We start from the raw sequence: 12,109 nt of genomic DNA on the forward strand, positions 1-12,109 counted from the left end.
GTGCACACCTCCGTTCGGTCAATCAACCGGCCAGCGCGTCGCCCGGGGGGTGCGCGAGGTGGAGCAACCGGGGCATATCCCCTGTCCGCCCTCGCCGCCCATCACTCTTGTGGGCTACCTCACAACACGTCTCATTGATGTTCTTTGTCCGCTCTCGCGGGGAGCCCCGGGGGGCCGCGGCCACTAACGTCGTAGTCATGTCGACTTCCGCGCACCTCTCCACCGATGTTCAGGGCGAGCCGGTCACCGACCGCCTCGTCGAAGCGAACCGCCGCTACGCCGAGCAGTTCACCGACCCCGGCATGGACGCGCGGCCCGTGCTCAAGGTGGCCGTCGTCGCCTGCATGGACGCCCGCCTCGACCTGCACGCCGCGCTCGGCCTCCACCTCGGCGACTGCCACACGATCCGCAACGCGGGCGGCGTGGTCACGGACGACGTGATCCGCTCGCTCACCATCAGCCAGCGGGCGCTGGGCACCCGCAGCGTCGTGCTCGTGCACCACACGGGCTGCGGCCTGGAGAAGATCACCGAGGGCTTCCGCGACGAGCTGGAGCAGGAGGTCGGGCAGCGTCCGACCTGGGCGGTGGAGTGCTTCCGGGACGTCGACCAGGACGTACGGCAGTCGATGCAGCGGGTGCGCACCTCGCCCTTCCTCCAGCACACCGACGACGTGCGGGGCTTCGTCTTCGACGTGACGACCGGCCTGCTGCGGGAGATCGACCCGGCCTGACCGGCCCGGTGAACGACCTGTCGGAGGACCCGTCGGGGACCGCCGAGGGCGGTCGTCGGCGGGACCGACCCGTCGAAGCCCCGACATATCGCCCGCAGTTGTCCACAGCCGAGTGACACCACGCCGCACGGCAACAAGAATGCGGAGTGGCACCCCTTCCGGACCGCAGGAGACGCTCCGCGGGCGGTGTCCGTGTTTCCGTGTGGGCCGCGCCGTCCTTCATCGCGCGGGCCCATGACCGAAAGGGCCGAGGAGGGCCGGGTGACGACCTATGACGACCGAGCGAGCCTCACTGATCTGACCACCACAGCGGAGCTGATCCGCCGGTCGGTGGAGGGTGTGATCGAGGGCAAGCCCGAGGTCGTACGGCTCTCGCTGACCGTGCTGCTGGCCGAGGGGCACCTCCTCATCGAGGACGTCCCCGGGGTCGGCAAGACGATGCTGGCGAAGGCGCTGGCGCGGTCCATCGACTGCTCGGTGCGGCGGATCCAGTTCACCCCCGACCTGCTGCCGTCCGACATCACGGGCGTGTCGGTGTACGACCAGCAGCGGCGCGAGTTCGAGTTCAAGCCGGGCGCGATCTTCTCGCAGATCGTGATCGGCGACGAGATCAACCGCGCCTCGCCGAAGACGCAGTCCGCGCTGCTGGAGTCGCTGGAGGAAGGCCAGGTCACCGTCGACGGGCAGTCGTACGAGCTGCCGAGCCCGTTCATGGTGGTGGCCACGCAGAACCCGGTGGAGATGGAAGGAACGTATCCGCTGCCGGAGGCCCAGCGGGACCGCTTCATGGCGCGCGTCTCGATCGGCTACCCGAGCGCCGAGGCCGAGCTGCGGATGCTGGACACGCACGGCGGGGTGTCCCCGCTGGACGGCCTCCAGCCGGTGGCGCACGCCCACGACGTCGTGAAGCTGATAGACGCGGTGCGGGGCGTCCACGTGGCCGACCCGGTCCGGCGGTACGCGGTGGACCTGGTCGGGGCGACCCGCACCCATCCGGACCTGCGGCTGGGCGCGTCCCCGCGCGCGACGCTGCACCTGCTGCGCGCCGCGAAGGCCGCCGCCGCGCTGAGCGGCCGCGAGTACGCCCTCCCCGACGACGTGCAGGCGCTGGCCGTGCCCGTGCTGGCGCACCGGCTGCTGCCGACCGCGCAGGCGCAACTGAACCGGCGGACCGCCGAGCAGGTCGTCATGGACATCCTGCAGCGCACGCCCCTGCCGGCGGCGTCCCGGCAGCAGCCCGCCGGGGAGGCGTTCCTCGCCCAGCGGCCCGGCCTGCGGCGGCTGTGATGGCGTCCGCTGGCCCCGCCGGTCCGGACGGCGCGGTCCGGGGCGGGCTGCGGGGCGCCCTCGGCGGGCTGACCACGCGCGGCCGGTCGTTCCTGGCGGCCGGGGTGGCGGCGGCGGTGTGCGCGTACGTGCTGGGCCAGCCGGACCTGCTGCGCGTGGGGCTGCTGCTGGCGGCGCTGCCGCTGGTGTGCGTGACGGTGCTGTACCGCACGCGGTACCGGGTCACGGGCAGCCGGCGGCTCTCCCCGCAGCGGGTCGCCGCGGGCGCGGAGGCGCGGGTGCGGCTGCGGATGGACAACGTGTCGCGGCTGCCGACGGGGCTGCTGATGCTCCAGGACCACGTGCCGTACGTGCTGGGGCCGCGGCCCCGGTTCGTGCTCGACCGGGTGGAGCCGGGCGGCAAGCGGGAGGTGTCGTACCGGGTCCGGTCGGACCTGCGCGGGCGGTACCCGCTGGGCCCGCTCCAGCTACGGCTGAGCGACCCGTTCGGGATGTGCGAACTGACGCGTTCGTTCAGCGCGTACGACCTGTTGACGGTCGTTCCGCGGACGGAGCCGCTGCCGGCCGTCCGGCTCGCCGGCGAGGCCCCGGGCTACGGCGACGGGCGGCACCGCGCGCTGGCCCAGGTCGGCGAGGACGACATCATCCCCCGCGAGTACCGGTACGGCGACGATCTGCGCCGGGTGCACTGGCGGTCCACGGCGCGGTACGGCGAGCTGATGGTGCGGCGCGAGGAGCAGCCGCAGCAGGCCCGCTGCACCGTCCTGCTGGACACGCGCGCGGAGGCGTACGAGGGCGGCGGGCCCGACTCGTCGTTCGAGTGGGCGGTGTCGGGCGCGGCGTCGGCGGTGACGCACCTGCTGGAGCGCGGCTACGCGGTGCGGCTCCTGACGGACACCGGGGACACGCTGTCCGGTGACGGCTCGGACGGGTACGTCGCGCCGGGCCACGGGGCGGCGGACACGGCGGGCCTGATGATGGACGCCCTCGCGGTCGTCGACCACTCGGAGGAGACCGGCCTGGCCCCCGCCCACGACGTGCTGCGCGCCGGGGGCGAGGGGCTGCTGATCGCGTTCTTCGGCGAGCTGGACGAGGAGCAGGCGGAGTTGGCGGGCCGGATGCGGCGGCGCAGCGGCGCCGCGGTCGCGTTCGTCCGGGACGGCGGCGAGGGCGCGGGCGGCGGGACGCCGGACGCGGTGCGGCGCCTCCAGGAGGCGGGCTGGTCGGCTGTGCCGGTGCGGCCGGGCGACTCGCTCGCCGCGCTGTGGCGGCACGCCGCGCGGGGCGCGGGCGCGGTCGCCGGCGGTGGTGCGACGGGGTTCTCGGGGGGTTGGTCATGAGCGGTGGCGGGCGCCTGGCGGTGTGTGCCCTGATCGCCACGGTCGCGGCGGCGTGCTCGCTGCTGCCGCTGGTGGGCGAGGTCGGCTGGATCGTCCAGGCGGCGCTGCTGCTGGCGGTGGTGACCGGGGTGGGCGCGGTCGCGCGGCGGGTGCCGGTGGCGCGTCCGCTGACGGTGGCCTCCCAGGTCGCGGTGGGCCTCGTGCTGCTGACGGTGGTCTTCGCGCGGGAGCAGGCGGTGGCCGGGGGGCTGCCGTCCCCCGGGGTGTTCCGCCGGTTCGGCGCGCTGCTGGAGGCGGGCGTTCAGGACGTGGGGCAGTACGCGCCGCCCGCTCCGGCGACGGACGGGATCCGGCTGATGCTGGTCGGCGGGGTGCTGCTGATCGGCCTGGCGGTGGACGCCCTCGCGGTGACGTTCCGCAGCGCGGCCCCGGCGGGGCTCCCGCTGCTGGCGCTGTACTCGGTCGCGGCCGGGCTCTCGGGCGGCGGGGCGGACTGGCTGTGGTTCCTGGTCGCGGCGGCCGGGTACCTGGTGCTGCTGCTGGCGGAGGGCCGTGACCGGCTCGCCCAGTGGGGCCGGGTGTTCGGCGGGCCCAGGGCCCGGCCGGGCGGCTCGGCCGCGTTCGGGTCCCCGGACGGGTCGGCGCCCGCCCCGCTGCGCACGGGGCGGCGGATCGGTGCGCTGGCGCTGGGCATCGCGCTGGTCGTCCCGGGCGTGTTGCCGTCGCTGGACGGCGGTCTGCTGGGCTCCGGCGGTACCGGCGAGGGCGAGGGCGGCGGCACGATCTCCGCGGTGAACCCGCTCGTGTCGCTCAAGGAGAACCTCAACCAGCAGGAGGACCGGGAGGTCCTGCGGTACCGGACGAACGCGCCGGACGGCTCCGGGCTGTACCTGCGGCTGGTGTCGCTGGACCAGTTCGACGGCACGTCGTGGCGGACGTCCGTGCGCGGCGTGGAGGACGTGCCGGAGCGGCTGCCCCGGCCGACCGGGCTGAGCGAGCGGACCGGCACGACGGAGATCAGCACGAACGTCTCGGCGGCCGGCTCGTACGAGCAGAAGTGGCTGCCGATGCCGTACCCGGCGACCGACGTGGAGATCGAGGGGCGCTGGCGGTACGAGCCGGTCGGGCGGATGGTCGTCGGTGACGACGGGCAGACGACGAGCGGCGCCCAGTACTCGGTGAACAGCCTGGTGGTGCGGCCGACGCCGGAGCAGTTGGCCGCGGCGCCGGCGGCGCCGGGCGCGCTGCTGCGGGAGTACACGCGCGTACCGGACTCGCTGCCGCGCGACGTGAAGGCCACGGCGCTCCAGGTGACGGCGGGCGCGGAGAACGACTATGAGCGGGCGGTCCGGCTGCAGGACTGGTTCGCTTCGAAGGGCGGCTTCACGTACGACACGACGGTCTCGTCGGGGACGGGGGTCACGGCGATCTCCCGGTTCCTGAAGGACAAGGAGGGCTTCTGCGTCCACTTCTCCTTCGCGATGGCGGCGATGGCCCGCACGCTGAACGTGCCGGCCCGGGTCGCCGTCGGCTTCATGCCGGGCACGCCCGCGGGCGGGGGCACCGTGTCGGTGAGCATCAAGGACGCGCACGCGTGGCCGGAGCTGTACTTCGAGGGCGTGGGCTGGACCCGCTTCGAGCCGACGCCGTCGCGGGGCTCGATCCCGGACTACGCGTTTCCCGAGACGCCGGCCGGTGAGGAGCCGGGGGCGGCGGAGCCCACGGCGCGCCCGTCGGCGGTCCCCTCGGCGGAGCCGTCTCCGCAGGACAGCTGTGCCCCGCAGATGGCCGGGCCGGAGGGCTGCGCGGGGCCGGCGCCCCAGGGCGCCGAACCGCCGGCGGACGCGGGCGTGGCGCTCGGGCCGGTGCTGCTGGCCGCGGCCGGGGTCGCGGCGGTCGTCGTGCTGCCGTTGACGCCGATGCTGTGGCGGCGGCGGGCGCGGGCGCGACGGCTGCGCGGCGGGCGACCGCTGGCGGTGTGGGAGGAGGTCGTGGACACGGCCTGGGACCACGGCATCCCGCCGGACGAGTCGCTGACCCCGCGCCGGACGGCGGAACGGTTGGTGCGCACGGGCCCGCTGGAGGGTGCCGCGGCGGAGGCGGTGCACCGGATCGCGGGCGCCGTGGAGGAGGCCCTCTACGCGCCGGCGCCGCGGCCCGTGGACGGTCTGGCGCGGGACGCCGCGCGGGTGCGTGCCGGGATCGTGGCGGCCGGCGGGCGCGGGGTGCGCCTGCGGGCGCTGCTCGCGCCGCGGTCGGCGGCGCGGGTGGCGTGGGCGCTGTCGCGGCGCCGGGCGGCGGTGGCGGCCCGTTGGGGCGCGCTGCTGCGACGGCCGTCCCGGCAGCAGGGCTAGGGCGGTTCCGGGCCGGCGTCCACGGGGTCCTCGTGGACGCCGCGTCCCGGCGGCAGGGCCAGGGCGGTTCCGGGGGGTGCGCCGCCCCGGTGACGCCCGGCACCCCGAGGCCGAGCCCGGCGGCCAGGGCGGTTCCGGGGATGCGCCGCCCGGGACCGCGGTCCGCCCGGGCGGCGTGGCGGGGATCTGTTCCCGGGCGCTGTGACGGGGGTCCGTTCCCGGGCGGCGTGGCGGGGCGAGGGCGTCCGTCCCCGGGTGCCGTGGCGGGGCGCCCGTCCCCCAGGCGCCGTAGCAGGCGCCCGTCCCCGGGCAGCGTGCCGGGGGTTCGTCCCCGGGTGCCGTGGCGGGTGTCCGTCCCCGGGCGGCGTGACGGGGGTCCGCCCCGGGGCGGCGTGCGAGAGGCCGTCACCGGCCGGCGCGGGAGGACGAGGACGTACGCGACGGAGGGGTGACCGCCTGTGCGGTCACCCCTCCGTCGCGGTGTGGGTCAGTGGCCCTGTTCGTCGCGCCGGCGCTGCCAGCGCTGTTCGATGCGGTCCATCATCGAGCGGCGCTGGCGGTTCGCCCTGCCGTGGGGCGCGCCTCCGGGGGCGGGCTGCTCCCCGGGCTTGGGGGCCTTGCGCCAGCCGGTGACGGCCAGGACCGCGCAGCCGAGCATGACGAGGAAGCCCACCACGCTGATCCAGATCTGCTGGGCGACCATTCCGGCCATGAGGAGCGCGATACCCACCAGGAATCCAGCGACCGCCTGGTAGACCCGTCGTCGGGTGTACGTACGCAGCCCGCTTCCCTCGAGCGCTGTCGCGAACTTGGGATCTTCGGCGTACAGCGCTCGCTCCATCTGCTCGAGCATTCGCTGCTCGTGCTCCGAGAGCGGCACGGAGTCCTCCTCATCGTCGGTCGCGGGGGCGACCGGTATGCGGCCCTTTCAGGATAGGCAGGGAATCGTCCCCGTGAAACCCGCCCTCAGTGCCAATTCGCCGATCGGACCGCCATGCCGGTTCAGCCGGTGAGGCCTTGATTCCCCGTCGTCCGAACCGTCATGCCGGATGGTGTCCTTCGATCATACGGGGATCCCGGCGCGATCGGGGCGGCTGTGGCGTACTCCATCTGCCGCTGCGGCGCTGTTCAGACCCCTTCGCCGGGTCAGCCGCGCTTTTCGCCCAGCACGTGCAGTTGCGACGCCACCGAGTGGAACGCGGGCAGCTCGGCGGCGGCGGCCTCCAGCCTGTTGAGGGCGTCGATGGCGCCGGGTTCCGTGTCGACGAGGACGCCGGGGACGAGGTCGGCGAAGACGCGCACGCCGTGCACCGCGCCGATCTTCACGCCGGCCGCCTCGACGGCCCCGGTGAGCTGCTCGGCGGTGAAGCGGCGCGGCACCGCGTCGCCCTCGCCCCAGTGGCCCGCCGGGTCGGTCAGCGCGCGGAGCGCCTGGTTGAAGTGGCCGGCGAGGGCCCGCGCCAGGACGGCGCCGCCGAGGCCGGCCGCGAGCAGGCTGAGCACGCCCCCGGGGCGCAGGGCCTCGACGGCGTGGCGCACGCCCTCGGCGGGGTCGTCGACGTACTCCAGGACCCCGTGGCAGAGCACCGCGTCGAAGCCGCCGCGCCCGACGACGTCGAACAGGTCGTGGATGTCCCCCTGGACGCCGTGGACGCGGTCGGCGACGCCCGCCTCCGCGATGCGGCGCTCCAGGGCGAACAGGGCGTTGGGGCTGGGGTCGACCACGGTCACGCGGTGGCCGAGGCGGGCGACGGGCACCGCGAAGTTGCCGCTGCCGCCGCCCGTGTCGAGGACGTCGAGGCTTTCCTTGCCGGTCGCTTCGGCCCTGCGGTCGAGGGCCCCCTGGAGGACGTCCCACACCACGGCGGTACGAAGGGAGGCACGGGGGCGCTGCGGGTCGGGCACGGCGGTTGACTCCTCGCTGACTGTTACGAACGGTCCCAGCCTATGGCCTCGGGGGCCGTCCTCGGCCGCGCCGCCGGCCGCAGCGCGAGCAGCCGCTCCACCAGGCGCAGGAACATCGCGACGTCGCGGACCAGGTCGTCGGCGTCCCGCGCGGTGGCGGCGCCGCGTATGCCCGCCTCGGCGCGGGCCCTGCGGGTGGCGCCCGCGGCGAACAGGGCGCTCCATTCGGCCAGCTCGGGCGCGGTCTCGGTCAGGATCTCCCAGGCTGTGCGGATCCCGCGCCGGCCGCGCCGCGGGGGCTCCGGGCGACCGCGCACGGCCAGGACGGCGGCGGCGGTGCGGAGGGCGGCCAGGTGGGCCGTCGCGTACCGCTCGTTGGGGTCGTCGAGGGTGGTCGCCTCGGCCAGGCCGGCGTGTGCCTGGGCGAGCAGGTCGAGGGCGGCGGGCGGTGCCGATGAGCGGCGCGGCACGGGATGGACGTCGCTCGCCATGACGGACCTCCTGTCGTCGTGTGACGGCGCTTCGGCCGTCTGGTTCCCATCGTGCAAGCCGCCACTGACATCCCCGGGTGACCTGCGGTTTTGCTTCGTCTGCCGGCCGCCTGTAGCTTTTGAACTGACTGGTCAGTTCAAAAAGGTTGGGGGAGGTTCGTGGAGAGCGCGGACGACGAGACCGGTTCCACGGGGACGAAGGCGCCCCCGGCGCGGCCGGGAGCCGCCGTCAGGGCGGAGGGGTTCGGCCTGAAGGGCCCGCGCGGCTGGGCGTTCCGGGGGGTGGACGCGAAGGCCGCGCCCGGCAGCCTCGTCGCCGTGGCGGGGCCTTCCGGGTCCGGCCGTACGTGCCTGCTGCTCGCCCTGACCGGCCGGATGCGCCCCGGCGAGGGGTACGCCGAGGTGGGCGGGGCGCGCCTGCCGCGCAGGATGGCCGCCGTACGGCGGTTCAGCGCCCTCGCGCACGTACCGGGGGTGAGCGAGCTGGACCCGGCGTTCACCGTCGCGGAGCACCTGCGGGAGGCCGCGCTGCTGCGCCGCCGGTTCGGCGGTCCCCCGCTGGCCCTGCTGCGACCGCGCTCCGGGCGGGCGGCCGAGAACCGGCGCCGGGTGGAGGCCGCCCTGGAGGCGGCCGGGCTGGACACGGAGGCGCTGCCCAAGGGCGAGCGGACCTCGGTGCGGGACCTGGAGCGGCTGGAGGCCCTGCGCCTGTCCGTCGCGCTCGCCCTGCTGGGCGGGCCCCGGCTGCTCGCGGTGGACGACACGGACCTGAAGCTGGACGGCGCCGAGAAGGCGGCCGCCTGGTCGATGCTCCGCCGTGTCGCCGACGGCGGCGTCACGGTGCTGGCGGTCTGCACGGAGGTCCCGGACGAGGCGGACGTGGTGATCCGCACGACGGACGAACCGGACGTGGCGATCCGCACGACGGACGAACCGGACGTGGCGATCCGCACGACGGACGAACCGGACGTGGCGATCCGCACGACGGACGAACCGGACGTGGCGATCCGTACGACGGACGAGCCGGACGTGGTCATTCGTACGACGGGCCCGGCCGCCGCGGCGGCCGGCACCCCGTCCGAAGGCCCTGCCGGGCGCGCGGCCGGGGAGGCCCGCCGGGGCGCGGGCGCCCGGGAGGACGGGGACGCCCGGGAGGACGGGGACGGCGCCGCGCGGAGCGGCGAGGGCCCCGGTGACGACATCGACGACGAGGAGGGGGCGGCCGATGCGTTCGCCGAGACTGGCCGCGCTTGAGCTGAAGCGGTTCGGGCGGGGGAAGCTGCCGCGGGCCGCGCTGGTCGCGATCCTGCTGCTGCCGCTGCTGTACGGCGCGCTGTACCTGTGGTCGTTCTGGGACCCGTACGGCAGGCTCGACCGGATACCCGTCGCGCTCGTCAACGAGGACAGGGGCACCACCGCCGACGGCAAGGAGGTCAACGCCGGCGACGACATCACCGAGGGCCTGCGGGACAGCGCCGTCTTCGACTGGCACGAGGTGAGCGACGCCGAGGCCCGCGACGGCGTCGAGGACGGCAGGTACTACCTGTCGCTGACCATGCCCGAGGACTTCAGCGCCCGCGTCGCCTCCAGCTCCGGCGACGCCCCGGAGACCGGCGCGCTCCAGGTGCGGACGAACGACGCCAACAACTACATCGTCGGCCAGATCTCGCGGACCGTGTTCTCCGAGGTGCGGACCGCCGCGTCGACGAAGTCGTCCCGCTCGTTCCTCGACAAGATCTTCATCTCGTTCTCCGACATCCACGACGCGACGGAGAAGGCCGCCAAGGGCGCCAACGACCTCAAGGACGGCGTCGGCGAGGCGAAGAAGGGCGCCAGGAGCCTCGCGGACAACCTGGCGAAGGCCAAGGACGGCACCGCCGACCTCGCCTCCGGCCTCAAGAAGATCGACTCCGCCGCCGGACGGCTGGAGAGCGGCTCCCGCGAGGTCGCGAACGGCACCCAGCAACTCGCCGACCGGGTCAACGGCGTCGCGCCGGAGGTCCGCCCGTACCTGCGGGACAACGGCAAGCAGATCGGTGACGCGGCCCGGCTCGTCGCGGACACCTCCCAGGCGGCCCGCAACAGCCTGGACGGCATCGTCCGGCACGGCCCCGCCGCCCGCACCGGGGCGCACAAGGCGGCCGACGGGCTCGCCGCGCTGCACACCGAGCGGTGCGAGGGCACCCCGGCCGCCGACGCCGAGCTGTGCGCCGAGCTGAAGAAGGCCAAGGTGGCCGCCGCCGACGTGGCGACCGTCGCGGACGACGTGCACGCACTGGCGCAGGACAGCGGCGGCGACCTCAAGAGGCTGGACGCCCAACTCGCCGACCTCCAGCGGAAGGCGGAGGCCCTCGGCAGGCGCGCGCCGACCCTCAGCCAGGACGTCGACTACGCGATCGCCCGGATCAACGAGCTGAACAGCGGCGCGCAGCGCGTCGCCAAGGGGATGGCCGAACTCCACCGGGGCGTCACCAAGAGCAGGGACGGCGCCGTCGGCATCGACTCCGGCCTCGGCCGGATCAAGAAGGGCGCCAACGACCTGGACGGCGGCCTGTTCAAGCTGGCCGACGGCTCCACCGAGCTCGCCAGCGGCCTCGACGAGGGCGTCGGGCGGATCCCCGACTACGACGAGCGGGACCGCGACCGCCGTACCGAGGTCATGGCCGACCCGGTCCGACTCGCCTCCCAGTCGCTGCACGAGGCGGCCAACTACGGCACGGGCTTCGCGCCGTACTTCATCCCGCTGTCCCTGTGGGTGGGCGCCATGGTGGCGTACATGCTGATCCAGCCGATGAACCGGCGGGCCCTGGCCGCGGGCGCCTCCGCCTGGCGGATCGCGTTCGCCGGCTGGCTGCCCGTCGCCGCGATCGGCCTCGTGCAGGTGGTGGCGCTGATGGCGGTACTGCACTGGGGACTCGGCCTGGAGATGGCGCGCGCCGCCGGGACCCTGGGCTTCCTGGCCCTGGTGACCTGCTGCTTCGCCGCGATCATCCAGTGGCTGAACGCCCGGTTCGGGGCGGCGGGGCGCATCCTCGTCCTGGCGCTGCTCATGCTCCAGTTGACCTCGGCGGGCGGCACGTACCCCGTGCAGACCAGCCCGGGCTTCTTCAACGCGGTCCACCCGTACCTGCCGATGACCCACGTCGTCGAGGCGCTGCGCCGGCTCATCACGGGCGGCCCCGCGGACCCCGTGTGGCAGGCGTGCGCGGTCCTGGCCGCGTTCACGGCGGGCGCGCTCGCGCTGACGGCCCTGTCGGCCCGCCGCAAGCAGGTGTGGACGTTCGACCGTCTGCACCCCGAGCTGAGCCTGTAGGCCGGACGGGCGGCCGGGACCTGTGAGAATCGACGCCATGGACACCCAGAGCACCCGACGGCAGGCCACCCGTACCAAGCTGTACGAGGCGGCCGTCACCCTCATCGCGGAACAGGGCTTCTCGGCGACGACCGTCGACGAGATCGCGGAGCGGGCCGGGGTGGCCAAGGGCACCGTCTACTACAACTTCAAGAGCAAGACCGAGCTGTTCGAGGAGTTGCTGCGGCACGGCGTCGGACTGCTCACCGCCTCGCTGCGCGCCGCCGCCGACGAGACGGCGGCGCGCGGCGGGACGCGGGTCGAGGCGCTGGACGCGATGATCCGGGCGGGCCTGGTCTTCATCGACCGGTACCCGGCCTTCACCCAGCTGTACGTGGCCGAGCTGTGGCGCACCAACCGGGCCTGGCAGTCGACCCTCCTGGTGGTGCGGCAGGAGGCGGTCGCGGTCGTCGAGACCGTGCTGCGGGACGCCGTCGCGGGCGGTGAGCTGAGCGAGGACATCGACATCCCGCTGACGGCGGCCGCGCTCGTCGGCATGGTGCTGGTGGCGGCGCTCGACTGGCAGGCGTTCCAGCGGGAGCGGTCCATCGACGACGTGCACGCCGCCCTGTCGCGGCTGCTGCACGGGCGGGTGAGCGGCCGCTGACCGCGCGCCGGGGTTCCGGGACGAAGGCCCCCGCGGAGTGAC

The 12,109-nt window shown here is 74.8% G+C and carries 10 protein-coding genes; 7 read left to right on the plus strand and 3 right to left on the minus strand.

The genetic code is table 11. The features are described from left to right. Nucleotides 1-197 precede the first annotated feature (197 nt). The 4 genes from RND61_RS05585 to RND61_RS05600 all read left to right on the plus strand — a co-directional run bounded on the left by RND61_RS05585 (nucleotide 198) and on the right by RND61_RS05600 (nucleotide 5,712). On the plus strand, nucleotides 198-731 hold the full coding sequence (locus RND61_RS05585; protein WP_315876594.1) for a beta-class carbonic anhydrase: 534 nt from the start codon (nucleotides 198-200) through the stop codon (nucleotides 729-731). Between the two features lie 261 nt (nucleotides 732-992). Next, nucleotides 993-2,018: an AAA family ATPase gene (locus RND61_RS05590; protein WP_315876596.1), complete on the plus strand. Its 1,026-nt coding sequence runs from the start codon at nucleotides 993-995 to the stop codon at nucleotides 2,016-2,018. Continuing rightward, the gene (locus RND61_RS05595; protein WP_315876597.1) at nucleotides 2,018-3,358 is read left to right on the plus strand and encodes a DUF58 domain-containing protein; all 1,341 of its coding nucleotides are present in this window, start codon (nucleotides 2,018-2,020) and stop codon (nucleotides 3,356-3,358) included. Before RND61_RS05590 ends, RND61_RS05595 begins: the two co-directional genes overlap by 1 nt. Continuing rightward, the gene (locus tag RND61_RS05600) at nucleotides 3,355-5,712 is read left to right on the plus strand and encodes a DUF3488 and transglutaminase-like domain-containing protein (protein WP_315876599.1); all 2,358 of its coding nucleotides are present in this window, start codon (nucleotides 3,355-3,357) and stop codon (nucleotides 5,710-5,712) included. Before RND61_RS05595 ends, RND61_RS05600 begins: the two co-directional genes overlap by 4 nt. Before the next feature lie 487 nt (nucleotides 5,713-6,199). On the opposite strand, the gene RND61_RS05605 is transcribed toward RND61_RS05600, so the two are convergent. The 3 genes from RND61_RS05605 to RND61_RS05615 all read right to left on the minus strand — a co-directional run bounded on the left by RND61_RS05605 (nucleotide 6,200) and on the right by RND61_RS05615 (nucleotide 8,108). Further along, nucleotides 6,200-6,592 carry a DUF3040 domain-containing protein gene (locus tag RND61_RS05605; RefSeq protein ID WP_315876601.1) on the minus strand — a complete coding sequence of 131 codons (393 nt, stop codon included), beginning with the start codon at nucleotides 6,590-6,592 and terminating at the stop codon, nucleotides 6,200-6,202. Nucleotides 6,593-6,858: 266 nt separating this feature from the next. Next, nucleotides 6,859-7,617 (minus strand): methyltransferase, encoded by a 759-nt coding sequence (locus RND61_RS05610; protein ID WP_315876603.1) that lies wholly within the window; start codon nucleotides 7,615-7,617, stop codon nucleotides 6,859-6,861. Nucleotides 7,618-7,640: 23 nt separating this feature from the next. Continuing rightward, a complete protein-coding gene (locus RND61_RS05615) occupies nucleotides 7,641-8,108 on the minus strand; it encodes an SAV_6107 family HEPN domain-containing protein (RefSeq protein ID WP_315876605.1) in 468 nt (155 codons plus the stop codon). A 159-nt stretch (nucleotides 8,109-8,267) separates the two neighbouring features. Between RND61_RS05615 and RND61_RS05620 the strand changes: the two genes are divergently transcribed. The 3 genes from RND61_RS05620 to RND61_RS05630 are packed head-to-tail and all read left to right on the plus strand — an operon-like array spanning nucleotide 8,268 to nucleotide 12,067. After that, nucleotides 8,268-9,362 carry an ATP-binding cassette domain-containing protein gene (locus tag RND61_RS05620; protein ID WP_315876607.1) on the plus strand — a complete coding sequence of 365 codons (1,095 nt, stop codon included), beginning with the start codon at nucleotides 8,268-8,270 and terminating at the stop codon, nucleotides 9,360-9,362. Then, a complete protein-coding gene (locus RND61_RS05625) occupies nucleotides 9,334-11,421 on the plus strand; it encodes a YhgE/Pip domain-containing protein (protein WP_315876608.1) in 2,088 nt (695 codons plus the stop codon). The genes RND61_RS05620 and RND61_RS05625 overlap by 29 nt, the downstream gene beginning before the upstream one ends. Nucleotides 11,422-11,458: 37 nt before the next feature. Continuing rightward, nucleotides 11,459-12,067, plus strand: a complete 609-nt coding sequence (locus RND61_RS05630) for a TetR/AcrR family transcriptional regulator (protein ID WP_315876609.1) — start codon at nucleotides 11,459-11,461, stop codon at nucleotides 12,065-12,067. Nucleotides 12,068-12,109 lie beyond the last annotated feature (42 nt).

The organism is Streptomyces tamarix, from assembly GCF_032423885.1.
GTDB lineage: Bacteria > Actinomycetota > Actinomycetes > Streptomycetales > Streptomycetaceae > Streptomyces > Streptomyces tamarix.

Excerpts from the sequence above, each read along its gene's own strand:
- RND61_RS05615 (WP_315876605.1), bottom strand. The coding sequence starts at position 8,108 with ATGGCGAGCGACGTCCATCCCGTGCCGCGCCGCTCATCGGCACCGCCC.
- RND61_RS05585 (WP_315876594.1), top strand. The coding sequence starts at position 198 with ATGTCGACTTCCGCGCACCTCTCCACCGATGTTCAGGGCGAGCCGGTC.
- RND61_RS05600 (WP_315876599.1), top strand. The coding sequence starts at position 3,355 with ATGAGCGGTGGCGGGCGCCTGGCGGTGTGTGCCCTGATCGCCACGGTC.
- RND61_RS05625 (WP_315876608.1), top strand. The coding sequence starts at position 9,334 with ATGCGTTCGCCGAGACTGGCCGCGCTTGAGCTGAAGCGGTTCGGGCGG.
- RND61_RS05595 (WP_315876597.1), top strand. The coding sequence starts at position 2,018 with ATGGCGTCCGCTGGCCCCGCCGGTCCGGACGGCGCGGTCCGGGGCGGG.
- RND61_RS05630 (WP_315876609.1), top strand. The coding sequence starts at position 11,459 with ATGGACACCCAGAGCACCCGACGGCAGGCCACCCGTACCAAGCTGTAC.